This window comes from Comamonas sp. 17RB (assembly GCF_030056555.1).
In the GTDB taxonomy this organism is placed as follows: Bacteria; Pseudomonadota; Gammaproteobacteria; order Burkholderiales; family Burkholderiaceae_C; genus Comamonas; species Comamonas terrigena.
Window position 1 is genome coordinate 145,831 of sequence record NZ_JASHHY010000005.1, and the last position, 18,929, is coordinate 164,759.

At 66.0% G+C, this 18,929-nt stretch carries 14 protein-coding genes and 2 tRNA genes; 11 read left to right on the top strand and 5 right to left on the bottom strand.

Translation table 11 applies throughout. From position 1 onward, the window contains the following. Complete coding sequence (locus tag QM470_RS10820) at positions 1-2,178, top strand: RelA/SpoT family protein (RefSeq protein WP_283339380.1); 2,178 nt, start codon at positions 1-3, stop codon at positions 2,176-2,178. Between the two features lie 34 nt (positions 2,179-2,212). After that, positions 2,213-2,289 (top strand) — tRNA-Val (locus QM470_RS10825). A gap of 162 nt (positions 2,290-2,451) precedes the next feature. Here QM470_RS10825 and QM470_RS10830 read toward each other — a convergent pair. After that, entirely contained in the window at positions 2,452-2,946 is a 495-nt protein-coding gene (locus tag QM470_RS10830; RefSeq protein WP_283339259.1) for a GNAT family N-acetyltransferase, read from the bottom strand. A gap of 153 nt (positions 2,947-3,099) precedes the next feature. Continuing rightward, entirely contained in the window at positions 3,100-3,828 is a 729-nt protein-coding gene (locus tag QM470_RS10835) for a TetR family transcriptional regulator C-terminal domain-containing protein (protein WP_283339260.1), read from the bottom strand. 323 nt (positions 3,829-4,151) lie between these two features. Here QM470_RS10835 and QM470_RS10840 point away from each other — a divergent pair, with 323 nt between their 5' ends. From QM470_RS10840 to QM470_RS10860, 5 genes are all read left to right on the top strand, one after another. After that, positions 4,152-5,519, top strand: a complete 1,368-nt coding sequence (locus QM470_RS10840) for an NAD(P)-dependent oxidoreductase (RefSeq protein ID WP_283339261.1) — start codon at positions 4,152-4,154, stop codon at positions 5,517-5,519. A gap of 34 nt (positions 5,520-5,553) precedes the next feature. After that, entirely contained in the window at positions 5,554-6,873 is a 1,320-nt protein-coding gene (preA, locus tag QM470_RS10845) for an NAD-dependent dihydropyrimidine dehydrogenase subunit PreA (RefSeq protein WP_283339262.1), read from the top strand. Between the two features lie 138 nt (positions 6,874-7,011). Beyond that, entirely contained in the window at positions 7,012-8,505 is a 1,494-nt protein-coding gene (locus QM470_RS10850; RefSeq protein WP_283339263.1) for an NCS1 family nucleobase:cation symporter-1, read from the top strand. 40 nt (positions 8,506-8,545) lie between these two features. After that, a complete protein-coding gene (gene hydA / locus QM470_RS10855) occupies positions 8,546-10,006 on the top strand; it encodes a dihydropyrimidinase (RefSeq protein ID WP_283339264.1) in 1,461 nt (486 codons plus the stop codon). Between the two features lie 26 nt (positions 10,007-10,032). Continuing rightward, positions 10,033-11,298 (top strand): Zn-dependent hydrolase, encoded by a 1,266-nt coding sequence (locus QM470_RS10860; RefSeq protein WP_283339265.1) that lies wholly within the window; start codon positions 10,033-10,035, stop codon positions 11,296-11,298. Between the two features lie 170 nt (positions 11,299-11,468). Here QM470_RS10860 and QM470_RS10865 read toward each other — a convergent pair whose 3' ends face one another. After that, entirely contained in the window at positions 11,469-12,386 is a 918-nt protein-coding gene (locus QM470_RS10865) for a Dyp-type peroxidase (RefSeq protein ID WP_283339266.1), read from the bottom strand. Between the two features lie 149 nt (positions 12,387-12,535). Here QM470_RS10865 and QM470_RS10870 point away from each other — a divergent pair. From QM470_RS10870 to rimO, 4 genes are all read left to right on the top strand, one after another. After that, positions 12,536-12,612: transfer RNA gene (locus tag QM470_RS10870), tRNA-Val, on the top strand. Positions 12,613-12,938: 326 nt separating this feature from the next. After that, a complete protein-coding gene (phaR, locus tag QM470_RS10875; RefSeq protein ID WP_218331579.1) occupies positions 12,939-13,457 on the top strand; it encodes a polyhydroxyalkanoate synthesis repressor PhaR in 519 nt (172 codons plus the stop codon). 343 nt (positions 13,458-13,800) lie between these two features. Continuing rightward, the gene (locus QM470_RS10880; RefSeq protein ID WP_283339267.1) at positions 13,801-15,282 is read left to right on the top strand and encodes a methyl-accepting chemotaxis protein; all 1,482 of its coding nucleotides are present in this window, start codon (positions 13,801-13,803) and stop codon (positions 15,280-15,282) included. A 197-nt stretch (positions 15,283-15,479) separates the two neighbouring features. After that, the gene (rimO, locus tag QM470_RS10885) at positions 15,480-16,880 is read left to right on the top strand and encodes a 30S ribosomal protein S12 methylthiotransferase RimO (protein WP_283339268.1); all 1,401 of its coding nucleotides are present in this window, start codon (positions 15,480-15,482) and stop codon (positions 16,878-16,880) included. 175 nt (positions 16,881-17,055) lie between these two features. Here rimO and efp read toward each other — a convergent pair whose 3' ends face one another. Further along, positions 17,056-17,610, bottom strand: a complete 555-nt coding sequence (gene efp, locus QM470_RS10890) for an elongation factor P (RefSeq protein WP_066533580.1) — start codon at positions 17,608-17,610, stop codon at positions 17,056-17,058. Positions 17,611-17,771: 161 nt separating this feature from the next. Then, entirely contained in the window at positions 17,772-18,923 is a 1,152-nt protein-coding gene (gene earP, locus QM470_RS10895) for an elongation factor P maturation arginine rhamnosyltransferase EarP (protein WP_283339269.1), read from the bottom strand. Between the last annotated feature and the right edge of the window lie 6 nt (positions 18,924-18,929).

Here is an 18,929-nt window from a genome sequence, read left to right on the forward strand (position 1 = left end):
ATGACGCCGGCACTGATCGCCGCCACTTCGGAGGCCATGCCCGACCAGGCCAATGCGCTGGTGCGCGCCCGCTCGTTTGCGGAGCCGCTGCTGTCCGGCGAAACCATGACCACCGGCGAGAACACGCTGGCCCACGCCGATGCGGTGGCCGCCATCCTCTACGGCATCGGTGGCTCGGAAACCATGCAGGCGGCCGTGTATCTGGTCTACGCCAGCATGCACCTGAACAAGCCGCTGGAGGTGCTGACCAAGGCCTTCGGCGCCAACTTCGCCACCCTGGCGGTGGAAACCACCAAGCTGATGCATGTGCAGCAGCAGGCGCGCGATGCGGAAAGCAACAGCCAGCGCGTGGACGATCCGGCCACCCAGGCGGAGACCGTGCGCAAGATGCTGCTGGGCTTCTCCCGCGATGTGCGCGTGGTGCTGCTGCGCCTGGCATCGCGCCTGCAGACGCTGCGCTACTACGCCGCCAGCAAGCGCCCGGTGTCGCCCACGCTGGCTCGCGAGGCGCTGCATGTGTTTGCGCCGCTGGCCAACCGCCTGGGGATCTGGCAGCTCAAGTGGGAGCTGGAAGACCTGTCCTTCCGCTTTCTGGAGCCGGAAACCTACCGCCAGATTGCCAAGAACCTGGACGAAAAGCGGGCCGAGCGCGAGATCTACATGGAGCAGCTGCGCTCGCGGCTCGAATCCGAGCTGCGTGCCTACAGCATCAGCGCCACCGTGCAGGGGCGGCCCAAGCACATCTACAGCATCGTCAAGAAGATGCGCGGCAAGTCGCTGGACTTTGCCCAGGTGTTCGACATCCGTGCGCTGCGCGTGGTGGTGCCCAACGTCAAGGACTGCTACACCGCACTGTCCTGGGTGCACGAGCACTTCACGCCCATCGAGTCGGAGTTCGACGACTACATCGCCAAGCCCAAGCCCAATGGCTACCAGTCGCTGCACACCGTGGTGCGGGACGAGCAGGGCAAGGCCATCGAGATCCAGATCCGCACCCAGGCCATGCACGACCATGCCGAACACGGCGTGGCCGCGCACTGGGCGTACAAGGAAGCGGGCACCAAGGGCTATGCCGGGGTGTCGGCCACCAGCGAGTACGACGCCAAGATCGCCGTGCTGCGCCAGCTGCTGGCCTGGGGCAAGGACCTGTCCGAAGGCCCGGAACACCGCAACCTGTTCGACGACCGCATCTATGTGCTGACGCCGGATGCAGCCGTGATCGAGCTGCCGCAGAACGCCACGCCGGTGGACTTTGCCTACGCCGTGCACACCAACCTGGGCCACCGCTGCCGCGGCGCGCGGGTGGACGGTGCCATGGTGCCGCTGAACACGCCGCTGCAAAGCGGCCAGACGGTGGAAATCACCACCGTCAAGGAAGGCCGGCCGTCGCGTGACTGGCTCAACTCCGAGCTGGGCTATCTGACCAGCAACCGTGCCAAGGCCAAGGTGCGTGCCTGGTTCAATGCCCAGGCCATGCACGAGACCATGACCCGGGGCCGCGAGGCCGTGGAAAAGCTGCTGCAGCGCGAAGGCAAGACCGCCATCAAGCTGGACGAGCTCGCGGTGCAGCTGGGCTTCAAGTCGGCTGAGGCCATGTTCGAAGTGGTGGGCAAGGACGAGTACTCCCTGCGCAACATCGAAGCCGTGCTGCGCCCGCCGCCTGAACCGGTGGCCGCCGAAGAGGACATCCAGCAGCTGGTGCGCAAACCCCGTGGCGAAGCCCAGAAGGGCGGCGTGCTGGTGGTGGGCATCGATTCGCTGATGACCCAGCTGGCCAAGTGCTGCCGTCCGGCGCCGCCCGACGATATCCGCGGCTTTGTCACGCGCGGCAAGGGTGTCAGCGTGCACCGCTCGGACTGCAGCAACTTCCGCGAGATGGCCGCGCGCTATGAAGAGCGGGTGATCGACGTGGCCTGGGGTTTGCCCAAGGCGGCCGCGACGGCGGCGGTCTACCCGGTGGACGTGGCGGTGGAAGCCGCCGACCGCCAGGGCCTGCTGCGCGACATCTCCGACGTGTTCGCCCGTGAAAAGACCAATGTGATCGGCGTGCAGACCCAGTCCGTCAAGGGCGTGGCCTGGATGACGTTCACCGTGGAAGTCTCGGATTCCGGTCGCCTGAACAAGGTGCTGGGCATTGTTTCCGGGGTGGCCGGCGTGCGTTCGGCGCGAAGGCGCTGAAAACCATGCTAGAATCGCTTTCTCGAACAAACACAGGCGCGTAGCTCAGCTGGTTAGAGCACCACCTTGACATGGTGGGGGTCGTTGGTTCGAGTCCAATCGCGCCTACCAACTAACCATTGGTACCAAGCCTTCTAGATCCACGGTCTAGAAGGCTTTTTCTTTTTCCGGGTGCAATGGCGAGTGGCGACTTGCTGGTTGCTGCGCTTCAGGCGCCGTGCAGGCGCCATAGGTGCGATATCAGCGATACGCAGCGATACACCGCACAGGAGGCTATAGGGCGTCTGTGGGCGAGCGCACGGCCCGAAGATCCAGCCCCAGGTAGCGCGTGCCCGGCACGGGGTTGAAACTCACCGGCGGCGCGTCCTCGAAACCCAGCGACGCATACAGCTGCTGCGCGGCCTGGAACTCCGGCAGCACATCCAGGCAGATGCGGGTGTAGCCCCTGTGCCGCGCAACGTCCAGGATGCCTTCCACCAGACGGCGCCCCAGGTTTTCGCCGCGCACCGTGGGGCGCACGTAGACGCGCTTCATTTCGCAGACTTGTGCATCCACCTGCCGCAGGGCCGCGCAGCCCACGGGCTGGCCGTCTTTCCAGGCCAGCAGCACACAACCCTGTGGGGCGGCGTATTTGCCGGGCAGGGCGGCGAACTCGGCCTCGAAATCCTGGAAGTCCAGGCTCACCGTGGGGCTGGCCACGTATTCCCGGAAGATGCGGACCACGGCGTCCAGATCGTCGGGAAAGCGGGCGGGGCGGATATCGGTCATGGGCAGCAATCGGGTCCGGGCCCTGGTGCAGGGCGCCGTGCAGGAGCAATCAGAGCGCACAAGCATAGGGCAAGACGCCGGGGCCAGCGCCCATGCTGCGCCGCCTTGCGCCCTGGTCTGCGCCACCTGTACTGCCTGCCGCCAGCAGGGTGCCTAGCGCGCTGGTGCTGGCGCCAGCAGCGGGGCTTCGGCCGGGCCGTCCGGTTGCAGGCCGCGCACCACCAGGCGGTAGATCAGCTCGGCCGCCGTGTCGTAGTCCTGGGCCGTCAGCGCATCCTGGCCCAGCAGCAGCGCAAACTGCGCCTGCTGGTCGGCATAGGCCTGGGTCACGGACCAGAGAATGAACATCAGGTGGGTGAAATCCACGCGAGCAATCTTGCCCTGTGCCACCCAGCGCTCGAAGGCCTGGGTGTCGGCCGCCAGCGCGGGGCCGACCCGGCTCAAGATGGCATCGCCAAAACGGGGCGCTCCGGCCATCACCTCGCGGGTGAAGACCTTGGAGCCATGGGGCCGCTCGCGCGAGGACTGCAGCTTGGCGCGGATATAGGTGCGCAGGGCCTGGGCCGGGTCATCGCCGCGCAGCAGATCGGACATGCCGGCCAGCCACTGCGTCAGCACATCGCCCAGCACGCGCAGGTACAGCTCCTCCTTGCTGGCGAAGTAGTACAGCAGGTTGTGGCGGCTGATGCCGGCGTCCTGGGCCATCAGGTCCAGCGACGCGCCTTCGAAACCGTATTGCGCAAAGTGCAGCTCCGCCATCTGCAGGATGTGCTGCTCCTTGCGCAGCCGCGCGGCGGTGGGCTTGCGGGTGGCCGAGCGGGCCTGGGAGACGGGACTATTAATGGGGCTGTTCACGGAGCTGTTGTCAGAAAAAGTCGCCATTGCGCCTGCGGTAAGTAGAGATAAGTTGCGCCATTGTGGTGCGATTGTCTGGCATCTTTCTTGCTCACGACTTTCTGGGTGATTTTACTGATTGGTAAATTTTTTCACCCGCGTACATTGAACTCCACCCCAGTGCGCCCGGCAAGAGGCGCCACATTGCACCTACGAGGACCACGATGAAACCTCCGAAGACTGTGTTGTTGGATTCGGGGCGGCGCAGGCGATACGCCTGTGTCCCCCCTTGCGTTGTTCGATATGGCCTGGCATCGCCCTGCGAGCCCGGGTTCCCTTCACGCCCTCAATCCTGAATTTGGAGGTTCACCATGGACAGCCCCGCTAGCCGCGCCTGCGGCATTGCCGCCGGCCGACTGAATCTGGCCGAGTACGCGGCCAATTTCTCCGACGCCCACCCCCCGCTGAACCGCCCCCAGGCCCTGATCGAGGCCGAGCGCTGCTACTACTGCTACGACGCGCCGTGCACCACGGCCTGTCCCACCAGCATCGATGTACCGGCCTTCATCGCCCGCATCGCTCAGGACAATGTGCGCGGTGCCGCCCGGGAGATCCTGACCGCCAACCCGCTGGGCGGCATGTGCTCCCGCGTGTGCCCCACCGAGCAGCTGTGCGAAGAAGCCTGCGTGCGCAACACCAATGAAGACAAGCCGGTCGAAATCGGTGCGCTGCAGCGCTATGCCACCGATGCCTTCATGGCCGCGGGCGGCGCGCCGCTATTCCAGCGCGCTGCTGCCACCGGCAAGAAGGTGGCCGTGGTCGGGGCTGGCCCGGCCGGCCTGACCTGCGCCCACCAGCTGGCGTTGCAAGGCCACGACGTGGTGCTGCTCGATGCCCGGCCCAAGCTCGGCGGGCTCAACGAATACGGCCTGGCCAGCTACAAGACCCCCAACGACTTTGCGCAGAAGGAAATCGACTGGCTGCTGTCGGTGGGCGGCATCACCCCGCACAACAACCAGCGGCTGGGGCGTGACTTCACCCTGGATTCGCTGCTGGCCAGCTACGACGCCGTGTTCCTGGGCATGGGCCTGGGCGGTGTGAACGCGCTGGGCATTGCCGAACCCCAGGCCGAAGGCCTGCGCAACGCGGTGGACTTCATTGCCGACATCCGCCAGGCCAGCGACAAGGCCACGGTGCCGGTGGGCCGGCGCGTGGTGGTCATCGGCGGCGGCATGACGGCGGTGGACGCCGCCGTGCAGGCCCGGCTGCTGGGCGCTGAAGAAGTCACCATGTTCTACCGCCGGGGCAAGGACGCGCTGTCCGCCTCCGGGGTGGAACAGGAATGGGCGCAGACCCATGGCGTCAACCTGCGGCTGTGGGCCGCGCCCCAGCAGGTGCTGGTGCAGGACGGCAAGGTGACGGGCATCCGCATGGCCTACACCCGGCTGCAGGACGGCAAGCTGCAGGTAGGCCACGAGGTGTTCGACGTGCCCGCCGACATGGTGCTCAAGGCCATCGGCCAGACCTATGTCAGCACCCATGCCGGCAGCGCGATCGCGCTGCGCGACGGCCGCATCGACACCGATGCCGAAGGCCAGACCAGCGTGCCCCGCGTGTGGGCCGGTGGCGACTGCCGTGCCGGCGGTCAGGATCTGACGGTGGAAGCCGTGGAGCACGGCAAAGTGGCCGCGCGTGCCATGCACCAGGCGCTGACCAGCGCCGTGGGTGCCGGGGTGTAAGCGGCAGTGCCCGCGCTTTTCAAGGAGCATGGATATGGCAGACATCAGCACCCGCTTTCTGGGCATTGCAAGCCCCAACCCGTTCTGGCTGGCATCGGCCCCGCCCACGGACAAGGAGATCAACGTCACCCGCGCCTTCGAAGCCGGCTGGGGCGGCGTGGTGTGGAAGACGCTGGGTGAAGACCCGCATGTGGTCAACGTCAACGGACCGCGTTACTCCACCCTGCTGGCGCAGGACCGGCGCGTGATGGGGCTCAACAACATCGAGCTGATCACCGACCGGCCGCTGCGCACCAATCTGGAGGAGATGACGCGCGTGAAGAGAGCCTGGCCGGACCGCGCGCTGATCGCCTCGCTGATGGTGCCCTGCGAGGAAGAAAGCTGGAAACGCATCCTGCCCATGGTGGAAGACACCGGGGCCGACGGGCTGGAGCTGAACTTCGGCTGCCCCCACGGCATGAGCGAGCGCGGCATGGGCGCCGCCGTGGGCCAGGTGCCGGAATACATCCAGATGGTGACGGCCTGGTGCAAGCACTACAGCAAGCTGCCGGTGATCGTGAAGCTCACGCCCAACATCACCGATGTGCGCTATCCCGCGCGGGCGGCCAAGGCGGGCGGGGCGGATGCCGTCTCGCTGATCAACACCATCAACTCGCTGATGGGCGTGAACCTGGACACCCTGGTGATGCACCCCAGCACCGACGGCCAGGGTTCGCACGGCGGCTACTGCGGTCCGGCCGTCAAGCCCATCGCCCAGAACATGGTGGCCGAGATCGCACGCGATCCGCAGACGGCAGGCCTGCCCATCTCGGGCATCGGCGGCATCACCACCTGGAAGGATGCGGCCGAATACATCGCGCTGGGCTGCGGCAATGTGCAGGTGTGCACGGCGGCCATGGTCTACGGCTTCAAGATCGTGCAGGACATGTGCGACGGCCTGTCCAACTACATGGACCAGCACGGCTTTGCGCGCATCGAAGACTTCCAGGGCCGGGCCGTGCCCACGGTCAAGGACTGGAAGGACCTGAACCTCAACCACATCGACAAGGCCGTCATCAACCAGGACAGTTGCATCCAGTGCGGGCGCTGCCACGTGGTGTGCGAAGACACCTCGCACCAGGCCATCACCTTCGAAAAAGAGGGCGGCGTGCGCAAGTTCGAGGTGAACGAGGCCGAGTGCGTGGGCTGCAATCTGTGCGTCTCCATCTGTCCGGTGCCGGAGTGCATTTCCATGCGCAGCCTGCAGCCGGGCGAAGTGGATCTGCGCACCGGAAAGACGGTCACCGGGGAATACGCCAACTGGACAACGCATCCCAACAACCCGATGCGCCAGGTCGTGACGGCAGTGGGCTAGGGGGAGAAACGCCGGTTGTCTGGCGCACCGGTGCAAGCCGGCGCAACCTGGCATGAAATGCGCTTGGCGGAAATGGTCAGAACCTGGATTTGCAATGGATTGGTGATTTCTCCCCTTACCTTTGGAAGGAGCTACGCAATGTCAAATGCCCCCCATTCCGGTGATGCCACAGGCAGCCTGTGGAACCACGATCTCGCACCCACGCTCCCCAGCCAGCGAACGTGGACCTGGTACCACTTCGCAGCGCTGTGGATCGGCATGGTGATGTGCATCCCCGCATACACCCTGGCCGCCAGCCTGATCACCAACGGCATGTCGTGGTCGCAGGCGGTGACCACGGTGTTTCTGGGCAATCTGATCGTGCTGGTGCCCATGCTGCTCATCGGCCATGCCGGTGCCAAGTACGGCATTCCGTTCGCGGTGCTGGCGCGAGCCTCCTTCGGGACCCACGGCGCCAAGTTGCCGGCCCTGCTGCGTGCCCTGGTGGCCTGCGGCTGGTACGGCATCCAGACCTGGTTTGGCGGCATGATGATCTACACCCTGCTGGGCGTGCTGCTGGGCCATCCGCTGGAAGGCGCCAAGATCGCCGGCCTGGGCATCAATGTGGGGCAACTGGTGTGCTTCCTGGTGTTCTGGGGAATCCAGTTCTACTTTGTGGTGCACGGCATTGAATCCATCCGCAAGCTGGAAACCTGGACGGCGCCGCTGAAGATCGTGATCTGCTTTGTGCTGCTGGGCTGGGTCTACCAGAAGGCCGGCGGCTTCGGCCCCATCATGGAGCAGCCTTCGCAGTACGCACCCGGCGGTCCCAAGGCAGGGCAGTTCATGTCGGCCTTCTGGCCTTCGCTGACAGCCATGGTGGGCTTCTGGGCCACGCTGGCGCTGAACATTCCGGACTTCACCCGTTTTGCCAAATCGCAGAAGGACCAGGTGGTGGGCCAGGCCATCGGTCTGCCGGTGCCCATGGGCCTGCTGGCCATGCTGGCGGTGGTGGTCACCTCGGGCACGGTGGTGATCTACGGCAAGGCCCTGTGGGACCCGGTGGATGTGGCCAGCCGCATGACCGGGGCTGCGGTGCTGATTGCGCTGATCGTGCTGCTGATCGACACCGTGAGTGTCAATCTGGCCGCCAACCTGGTGGGACCTGCCTATGACTTTTCGGCCCTGGCGCCCAAGAAGGTCAGCTACCGCGTCGGTGGCTACATGACCGTGGCCATCGCCATCGTGATGATGCCCTGGAAGATTCTGGAGTCGACCGAGGGCTACATCTTCACCTGGCTGATCGGCTACTCGGCACTGCTGGGGCCGATTGCGGGCATCCTGATGACGGACTATTTCCTGATCCGCAAAAAGCACCTGGTGGTGGAAGACCTGTACAAGGAAGACGGGGTGTACCGCTATTCCAACGGCTGGAACTGGGTAGCTGTGGCGGCTTTCGCCATGGGGGTGGCCCCCAATCTGCCTGGCTTCCTGCATGCGGCGTTTCCGGCGGCCTTCCCTGATGTGGGAGCCTTCTTCAAGCACGCCTATGACTACGCATGGTTCATCGGCCTGCTGATTGCGGGCGTGGTGTACCGCATCGGCATGGCCAGCCATGTGACGAAGAGCGCGCCGGCACTCAGCAAGGCCTGAGACCGTCCGCAGCCAGACCAACCAAAGGAGACAGAGCGTTATGGGTGAATCACACAAATCGGTGCTGGTGCGTGGCGGCACGGTGGTGAACGCAGACCGGCAGGAAAAAGCCGATGTACTGTGCGTGGACGGCGTGATTGCGGCGGTGGGGGCCGATGCCGCCGCACTGGCGCCGGCGGGGGCGGAGGTGATCGATGCGTCGGGCCAGTTCGTGATGCCCGGCGGCATCGACCCGCACACCCACATGCAGCTGCCCTTCATGGGCACGGTCACCGCCGATGACTTCTACACCGGCACGGCAGCGGCGCTGGCCGGGGGCACCACGAGCATCATCGATTTCGTGATTCCCGATCCGCAGGAGCCGCTGCTGGATGCCTACCGGAAATGGCGCGGCTGGGCCGAGAAATCGGCCGCCGACTATTCCTTCCACGTCGCCGTCACCTGGTGGAGCGAGCAGGTCCACGCCGACATGGGCACCCTGGTGCGGGAGGAGGGCATCAACAGCTTCAAGCACTTCATGGCCTACAAGAACGCCATCATGTGCGACGACGAAACCCTGGTGAACAGCTTCAAGCGCGCGCTGGAGCTGGGCGCCATGCCCACGGTGCATGCCGAAAACGGCGAGCTGGTCTACCTGCTGCAGCAGGAAGTGGCGCGCATGGGCATCACCGGGCCCGAAGGCCATCCGCTGGCGCGTCCGCCCATGGTGGAGGCCGAAGCCGCCAACCGCGCCATCGCCATTGCCGGCGTGCTGGGCGTGCCCATCTATGTGGTGCACGTCAGCTGCATGGAGGCGGCGCAGGCCATTGCCGCGGCACGTGCCCGCGGCCAGCGCGTGTACGGCGAGGTGCTGGCCGGCCACCTGGTGATCGACGAAAGCGTTTACCGCGACCCGGATTTCGCCAAGGCGGCGGCCCATGTGATGAGCCCGCCCTTCCGCGCCAAGGGCCACCAGGAAGCACTGTGGCAAGGCCTGCAGTCGGGCCAGCTGCACACCACGGCCACGGACCACTGCACCTTCTGCGCAGCGCAGAAGGCCATGGGCAAGGACAACTTCGCCAAGATCCCCAACGGCACGGGCGGCGTGGAAGAGCGCCTGGCCGTGATCTGGGATGCGGGCGTGAACACCGGGCGGCTGACGCCCAGCGAGTTCGTGGCCATCACCTCGGCCAACACCGCCAAGCTGTTCAACATCTACCCGCGCAAGGGGCTGGTGGGGGTGGGGGCGGACGCCGATCTGGTGGTGTGGGACCCCCAGGCCAGCCACACGCTGTCCGTCAAGACCCAGCATTCCAAGGGCGACTACAACATCTTCGAAGGGCGCACCGTGCAGGGCATGCCCAGCCACACCATCAGCCAGGGCGTGCTGGCCTATGCCCAGGGCGATCTGCGCGCCGTGCAAGGCAAGGGCCGCTACATCAAGCGCCCGGCCTTCGGTCCCAATTTCGATGCGGTGCAGCGCCGCGCCGCCACCCTGCAACCCACGCCCGTGCTGCGCTGAACGCCGGCGGGACAAGGAGAACCACCATGGACACCCCAGTGATGCAGAAGCAAGACATCGCGCAGCTGCGCGTCAACGGCCCCCGGCTGTGGGACGCGCTGATGGAGCTGGCGCAGATCGGTGCCACGCCCAAGGGCGGCGTGTGCCGGCTGACCCTGACCGACCTGGACAAGCAGGGCCGCGACCTGGTGACCCGCTGGGCGCGCGAGGCCGGCATGACGGTGACCATTGACAAGATCGGCAACGGCTTCATGCGCCGGCCCGGGCGCAACAACAGCCTGCCGCCCATCATGACCGGCAGCCACATCGACACCCAGCCCACGGGCGGCAAGTTTGACGGCAACTACGGCGTGCTGGCGGGCCTGGAGGTGGTGCGCACCCTCAACGACCACGGCATCGAAACCGAGGCCCCCATCGAAGTGGCCTTCTGGACCAACGAGGAAGGCTCGCGCTTTGTCCCGGTGATGATGGGCTCGGGCGTGTTCGCCAAGGCCTTCACGCTGGAGCACGCCTATGCCGCCACCGACACCGAAGGCAAGACCGTCGGCGGCGAGCTGGAGCGCATCGGCTATGTGGGCAGCCAGGAGCCGGGCGACCACCCCATTGGCGCCTATTTCGAAGCGCACATCGAACAGGGCCCGGTGCTGGAAGACAACGCCAAGACCATCGGCGTGGTCACCGGGGTGCTGGGCATCCGCTGGTACGACTGCGTGGTCACCGGCATGGAAGCCCATGCCGGCCCCACGCCCATGGCCTTGCGCAAGGATGCCCTGCAGGTGGCCGCGCAGCTGATGCAGGAAGTGGTGGCCTGTGCCCACCGCCATCCGCCGCATGGCCGTGGCACGGTGGGCATGGTGCAGGTGCACCCCAACAGCCGCAATGTGATCCCGGGCCAGGTCAAGTTCAGCATCGACCTGCGCAATGCCAGCGACGCCGATTGCGACGCCATGGATGCCGACATCCGCGCCGTGGCCGCGCGCATCAGCCAGGCCACCGGCCTGCCCATCGAGATCACCCTGGTCTCCAACTACCCGGCCCAGCCCTTCCATGCGGACTGCGTGGACGCGGTGGCGCGTGCCGCCAAGGCCCTGGGCTATTCGCACATGCCGGCGGTGTCGGGTGCGGGCCACGATGCGGTCTACATGGCCCGGCTGGCCCCGGCGGGCATGGTCTTCATCCCGTGCAAGGACGGCATCAGCCACAACGAGATCGAAGACGCCACGCCGGCCGACATCACCGCCGGCTGCAATGTGCTGATGCACGCCATGCTGGAGCGCGCCAAGGTGGTCTGAGCGCGCCCGCACAAGACCGCGCAAGGCGGCGCGTTCCCGCCATCTCCGGCACCATGCAAAAGGGCTTCCTGCGGGAAGCCCTTGGTGTTGTCAGCGCGCTGTGCGGGATGCCGTGGCACCATGCGTTGGCGCCGCGCGCTGGTGTGGTGTGCTGGCGTTATGTGGCGGTGTTATGCGCCCAGCAGGCGCAGATCGATCTGGCCCTGGTGCACCGGCGGGCACCAGTAGTAGCTGCCGCTCAGCGGCTGCGAGAAGCAGAACAGGGCATCGCTCACCCCGTCCTCCAGGCCCAGCATGCGGCGCCACTGGGCCTCGAAGGCGTCCAGCGAATGGCCGAAGGCAGCAAACATCAGGCCCATGCGGTCCTGGCCCTGGGCGCTGGTGCTCCACCAGGGCATGGAGCGGCGCACCACAAACGCCTCGGGCGTGAAGCTTTCCTGGGCGGTGCGCTTGGTGTGGGCGGAGGCGGGCGCATCGTCCAGCTCCTCGTTGTCGCTCAGGCGGCGGCCCATGGCGTTGTCGCGTGCGTCCGGTGCCAGGGCGTGGAAGGCGGGCATGTTGTGCTCCCACTGCTGCAGTGCCAGAAAGCTGGAACCATGCAGCCCCATGGTGGCGCAGCGCAGGCAGCCAGCGGCTTCGGCCTCGGCATCCACCGGGTTTTCCGTGCCGTCCTCATAGCCGGTCAGATCGCGGCCGTAGCCATTGGGGCCATGGCCGTGGCGGAACGCGTCCACGATGTGCTCCACGGCCAGCGCCGGCGCCAGCAGCTGGGCCAGGCGGCGCGTGCGCAGCAGCAGCTCGCCGCGCTCTTCACCGCGCAGCCACAGGCACAGCGCCGATGCGGTGCTGACCGACTGCGCCGGCGCCACGCCCTGCAGCACCGGGAAATCGCGCAGGCCGGGGATATCGGCATCCAGCGCCTGGGCCAGGCGGGTGCCGATGGCGACCACCGTGCGCGCGCCATCGGCGTGGCTGCGCAGCTGTGCCAGCGCGGTGCGCAGGGTCGGGGCATCGCCTTGCAGCGAGAAAAAGACATAGCGGCCCACAACGGGCAGCGGGGCCAGGACACCGGGTTGGGTAAATTGCATGGTTCAGAAAGCGTGGGGCAAGCGGTCATTGTCGCCCCAGGCCCGGCGGCGCAGCGGGCTGTGCACGAATGCTGCAGCAGCCTGCAGAAAATCTGCGGCATTTTCCCAAAGTGCCCATTTCAGCCTGCTATACTTGCAGCTTCAACGACAGGCGCGTAGCTCAGCTGGTTAGAGCACCACCTTGACATGGTGGGGGTCGTTGGTTCGAGTCCAATCGCGCCTACCAAATTCAAAAGCCTTTCATCGCAAGATGAAAGGCTTTTTTGTTGCCTGTGCGCCGGCAAAGCGCAGGCAGGTGGCGGGCAGTCATGGTGACTGCCCTCAAAAGCAGGAGCGGTGGCAAGGCATGCAGCAACAGTTTGGGCGCTGTCGGTCTATATGCCCAGACGGCAAGCGCATGGGCTGCTATCACGAAAAGAGCATTCTGTGCTGCTATGTCCAGGGATCAGGGTTGGCCCTGCGCAGCCGGAGGCGCTGGCGTCCTTAGAATCGGTAGCTGCAAATACACACAGACCGACACAGGCAGCGGGCCCGGGCCCGGAGGAGTCCCAGATGACCACCACAGAAAACAGCACCAACCCGTCCGCATCCAAGCAGCGCGTCATCAAGAAGTACCCGAACCGCCGCTTGTATGACACCGACACCTCGTCCTATATCACGCTGGCCGAAGTGCGTCAGCTGGTGATCGAGCGCGAACCCGTGGTGGTGCGTGACGCCAAGTCGGGTGAGGATCTGACCCGCTCCATCCTGCTGCAGATCATTCTGGAAGAAGAGGCCGGTGGCGCGCCCATGTTCAGCGAAGCCATGCTGGCCAACATCATCCGCTTCTACGGCCATGCAATGCAGGGCTATATGGGCAGCTACATCGAGAAGAACGTGCAGATGTTCACCGACTTCCAGAACAAGATGTCCGAACAGTCCGGCGTGGGCGGTACCGATGCCTGGGCCAAGATGATGCAGATGCCCAACCCCATGATGCCGGCGGGCTACACCGAGCAAATGCAGAAGATGCAGGAGCAGATGCAAAAGCAGACCGAGCAGATGATGTCCATGTTCGGCCTCAAGCGCTGATCGGCGCAGTGATCCGGCCGGCCTCGGGCGGGGCGCGGGCCTGACACAGACCGGCCACAGAACGAGCATGCGTGCTCCCACACGGCGGACCTTCGGGTCCGTTTTGCATGGGCGTCGATAGCCTGGCTCTGCCTCTTTGAGGTATCTATTAGTCGCGCGATAGGCGATTTTCGCGGGCTGTGCAAGCGCAGGGGCACATACGCCCAGGCAGGGATTGGGCAAGCGCCAGGCTGGCGGATGGTTCTGTCCGTATTCATACAATTTGACACGAACCCCGGGAGGTGCTGGCAGCGGGCCGGTGCGCGGGTGAACGCAGGTCGGCGCCTTCGGGCGCCGTTGTCATATGTACGGTGTTGAAATTCGGGAGCAGGCCCGCGGCGGTTCTGCAGGGATACAGGCGCGCAGCCAGGCGGAAGTGCCGCTGGATGCGCAGGCGGTCGGCCGGCAGGCGGATCTGTTGCTGCTGCTGCTGACCCTGGTGTCGGCCGCCGTGGCCGTGGTCATCGGTGCGGTGATGAGCACGGCGGTGCTGCCCGCTGTGGCCGGGGGCGCAGTGGCGGCGCTGGCGCTGGCCTCGTACGCCCTGGCCCGTGGTTCGCAGTGGACGCGCTTTGTGCTGCCGCTGCTGCTGAGCGCCACCGTGGCGCTGCACATCCAGGTCTCGCTGGGCATGATCGAATTCCACTTCGGCGTCTTCGTCACGCTGGCGCTGGTCATGGTCTACCGCGACTGGCGCGTGGTGCTGGCCTGTGCGGCCTTCTTTGCCGTGCACCATGTGCTGTTCGACCGCCTGCAGGCCTGGGGCCTGGGCATGTACTGCCTGACGGAAGCCAGCTTCCCGCGCGTGCTGCTGCATGCCGCCTATGTGGTGCTGCAGACCGGGGTGGAAATCTTCATCGTCTACCGCATGAACCAGGCGTTCTCGCAGGGGCGGGAACTCAACGCCCTGGTGCAGCAGGTGGACCAGCCCCGGGCCATGGTGCTGGATGTGGCGGCTGCGCCCGTGGTCACGGCCGTGGCCCAGCGCCTGCAGCAGATGTTCATGCGCGTGCATGACACGGTGGACAGCGTCAAGCAGACGGCAGCGGCCCTGCAGTCGGCGAGCGCCCGCATTGCGGCGGGCAGCCAGGAGCTGTCGGCCCGCACCGAACAGGCCCGCCACAGCGTGGAGGAAACCGCCACCGCCGCCCACGAAATCCGCCAGACCGTGGGCAGCACGGCGCAGATCGCCCAGCATGCCCACGGCCTGGTGGGGCAGGCCGCGCAGGACGCCCGCCAGGGCGGCAGCATGGTGGACCAGCTGGTGCAGAACATGCAGACCGTGCAGTGCGGCTCGGACGAGATCGCCAGCATCGTGGGCGTGGTGGACAGCCTGGCCTTCCAGACCAATCTGCTGGCGCTGAATGCCGCCGTGGAAGCCGCCCGGGCCGGCGAGCAGGGGCGCGGCTTTGCCGTGGTGGCCGAGGAGGTACGCCGCCTGGCACTGCGCAGCGGCGAAGCGGCCAAGGACATCCGCCGCCAGATCGACCGCTCCGTGCAGGCCGTGGCCCATGGCGCGGCCTTGAGCGGCCAGGTGCAGTCTGTGATGCAGGGCTTTGAAAGCCGCATCGGCGAAGTTGCCGAACGCATGCAGGACATCGCCCAGGCGGCGGTGCAGCAGCACGAAGGCATTGCCCAGATCAGCGACGCCATCGGCCAGCTGGAGCAGGCCACCGCGCAGAATGCCGAGCTGGCCGAGCAGTCCCTGGCCACGGCGCAGATGCTGCAGGCCCACACCCAGCAGATGGAACAGCGCGCCGCCCTGTTTGTGACGCGCGCGGGCTGAAACCGGCTGCCCTTTGGTCGGGCGCTGGGCAGAGGGCGGCCAGGGACAGATCAGAGGGCCGGGGCCGCCAGGATGCCCCGCTTTGCACATGCCGTGGGGCGAGTAGATAGAATGCCCGGTTCGATTTTGTCTGGCAGGGCCGGAAAGTGCCTGCAAGCTTCTTGCGGCGGACGGAATCCTCCCCACACGGAAACACCATGACAAGCGAAGCAAACACCCCTGTAGCCAGCGCCCCCAAAGTGGGCTTTGTGTCGCTGGGCTGCCCCAAGGCCCTGACCGACTCCGAGCTGATCCTCACCCAGCTCAGCGCCGAGGGCTACCAGACCTCCAAGACCTTCGAAGGCGCGGATCTGGTCATCGTCAACACCTGCGGCTTCATCGACGATGCCGTCAAGGAAAGCCTGGACACCATCGGTGAAGCCCTGGCCGCCAATGGCAAGGTGATCGTCACCGGTTGCCTGGGCGCCAAGGCCGGCAAAGAGGGCGGCGCCACCATGGTGGCAGAAATCCACCCCAGCGTGCTGGCCGTGACCGGCCCCCACGCCACCCAGGAGGTGATGGATGCGGTGCACACCCACCTGCCCAAGCCCCACGATCCGTTTGTCGATCTGGTGCCCGGCAGCTTCGGCGATGCCGGCATCAAGCTCACGCCCAAGCACTACGCCTACCTGAAGATTTCCGAAGGCTGCAACCACCGCTGCACCTTCTGCATCATCCCCAGCATGCGCGGGGACCTGGTGTCGCGTCCGATCGGCGATGTGCTCAAGGAAGCCAAGGCGCTGTTCGAAGGCGGCGTCAAGGAACTGCTGGTCATCAGCCAGGACACCTCGGCCTACGGCGTGGACGTGAAGTACCGCACCGGTTTCTGGGACGGCAAGCCGGTCAAGACCCGCATGCTGGAGCTGACCGAAGAGCTGGGCAAGCTGGCCGCGCAGCACGGTGCCTGGGTGCGCCTGCACTATGTCTACCCCTATCCCACGGTGGACAACATCCTGCCGCTGATGGCCGAAGGCAAGATCCTGCCGTATCTGGATGTGCCGCTGCAGCACAGCCACCCCGATGTGCTCAAGCGCATGAAGCGCCCCGCATCGGGCGAGAAGAACCTGGACCGCATCCGCGAATGGCGCGCCATCTGCCCCGAGCTGGTCATCCGCAGCACCTTCATCGCCGGTTTCCCCGGCGAGACCGAAGAAGAGTTCGAACACCTGCTGGACTTCATCCGTGAAGCCGAAATCGACCGCGCTGGCTGCTTTGCCTACAGCCCGGTCGAAGGCGCCACCGCCAACGAACTGCCCGGCATGCTGCCCGAGTCCGTGCGCGAAGCACGCCGCGCCCGCTTCATGGAAGTGGCCGAGGAAGTGTCCGCCAAGCGCCTGCAGCGCCGCGTGGGCCAGGTCATGAAGGTGGTCGTGGACAAGGCCGTGAGCCTGGGAAAGAAGGGCGGCGTGGGCCGCATCTATGCCGATGCGCCCGAAATCGACGGCGTGGTCCACATCCAGCCGCCCGAAAAGGCCAGCAAGACCTACAAGGTGGGCGACATGATCAGCGTGCGCATCCTGGGCGCGCAAGGCCACGATCTGGTCGGTATCCCGGTCTGACAACGGTCTGAGGGCGGTCTGAGAATGCCCGGAAGGCAGGCGGCGCACAGGCGCTGCCGCCCTCCAGTCCTCCAGTTCTGCCTCCCATCGCACTGCGCCCAGCGCAGCGCACAAAAAAAGGCTTCCCGAGGGAAGCCTTTTTGCATGGAGCGCAGCCACCGGGGCTGCGGCGCCATTACACGCGCTTGCGGTATTCGCCGGTGCGGGTGTCGATTTCGATCTTGTCTTCCTGGGCCACGAACAGGGGCACAGCCACTTCGAAACCGGTAGCGATCTTGGCGGGCTTGAGCACCTTGCCGGACGTGTCACCCTTCACAGCGGGTTCGGTCCAGGTGATTTCGCGCACGATGGTGGTGGGCAGTTCGACCGAGATGGCCTTGCCGTCATAGAACACCACTTCGGCGGTCATGCCGTCTTCCAGGTAGTTCAGGGCGTCGGCCATGTTTTCGGCTTCCACTTCGTACTGGTTGAACTCTTCGTCCATCCACACGTACATCGGGTCAGCGAAGTAGGAGTAGGTGCAATCCTTCTTGTCCAGGATCACGTTGTCGATCTTGTCGTCGGCCTTGAACACGTTTTCTGTGCCGAAGTTGCCGATCAGGCTCTTGAGCTTCATGCGCACGGTGGCAGCGCCACGGCCGCCACGGGCGTATTCGGTCTTCAGAACGATCATGGGGTTCTTGTCGAACATGATCACGTTGCCGGCGCGGATTTCTTGAGCGATTTTCATAGCTGATTGCGGGAGGTTGAGCCGCTCTACGCGGCAGGCGAGGGCGTCAGTGGCGCTGCAATGGCGTTCGATGACGAGGGCCTGCCGCATGTTCCGCGGCGGGAGCCTCAGGGCCACAGCCTGTTCAAAAAAGGCGGGCCCAAGAAGGCAAAACGTCGATTTTAACTTTTTTCGGCCACAAACTGCAGCAGCTGTGCGATCAAGTCGGTTTGGGCATGCAATTTTTGACGCGCCGCAAGCGTGCAGGCCTGCCATTCCCGCAGCAAACCGTGGCTGAGCCGGGGCAGGGAATCGGCCGGCGCCAGCCCGTTCCAGGCGTGGTGAAAAGACCGCAATGCCGCCGGGGCCTGCAGCCAGTCCAGAAATGCGTCCAGCTTGGCATGGTGGGCGTTGTCGTCCTGGGGGTAGATGTGCCACACCAGCGGCTGGCCCGCCCACAGCGCACGCACCAGCGAATCCTCGCCGCGCACCAGGTTCAGGTCGCAGGCCCACAGCATTTCGTCGAACTGCGGCTGGGGGCAGGTGTCCAGTGCGTGCACGTCCAGGCGTTCCAGGCGCGGATCGGCCTGTCGGGCGGCGGCCACCGCTGCCGCGGCGCGGCCGGGCGTGGTCAGCAGCCGGGGCTGCCAGCCGGCCTGTGCAGACGCGGGCTGCTCCAGCAATTGCTCCAGCAGCTGGGGCAGGGCCGGCGGCTCATAGCAGAACAGGCTGATGGCGCAGTCATCGTGCTGCAGGCCGTGGGCGGCACGCCAGGCGCTGCGGCCCTGGGCAGCGAAGGCCGCCTGGCGCGCCGCCAGGTCGTGCTCGGCAATCAACCCGCCGGTGTCGGGCGTGAAGCCGGGGTAGAAGAACCAGCGCGTCAGCCCGCTGGCCGGCCCGCTCATCAGGCGCGAAGGCAGGCGGTGGCAGCGCGCCACATAGTCTTCGGCGGACAGGTATTCCAGGTTGATCCACACCGGCGGTCGGTCGGCCGCCGACTGGGCGGCCAGGGCCTGCAGAAACGGTGCGGGAATTTCGCAGCCAAAGGCTTCCACCACCACCTCGCCCACGCGCGCAGGCACATCGGCGGCGGTGGCGGGCCAGGGGTGTACGGTAAGGCCCGCCGGGTGCGGCAGCGGTGCCATCCATTGCAGGGCGCTGGCATCGTCCATCCACAGCCGCACGGTCTGGCCGCGCGCCACCAGCTCCGACGCGGCGCGCCAGCACACGCCCACATCGCCGAAGTTGTCGATCACCTGGCAGAACAGGTCCCAGGTGCGCGGCGCTGCGGCGGCCGGGGCGGCAGAGGAGGGGAGCGGAAGAAAGTCGGGCATGCAGGA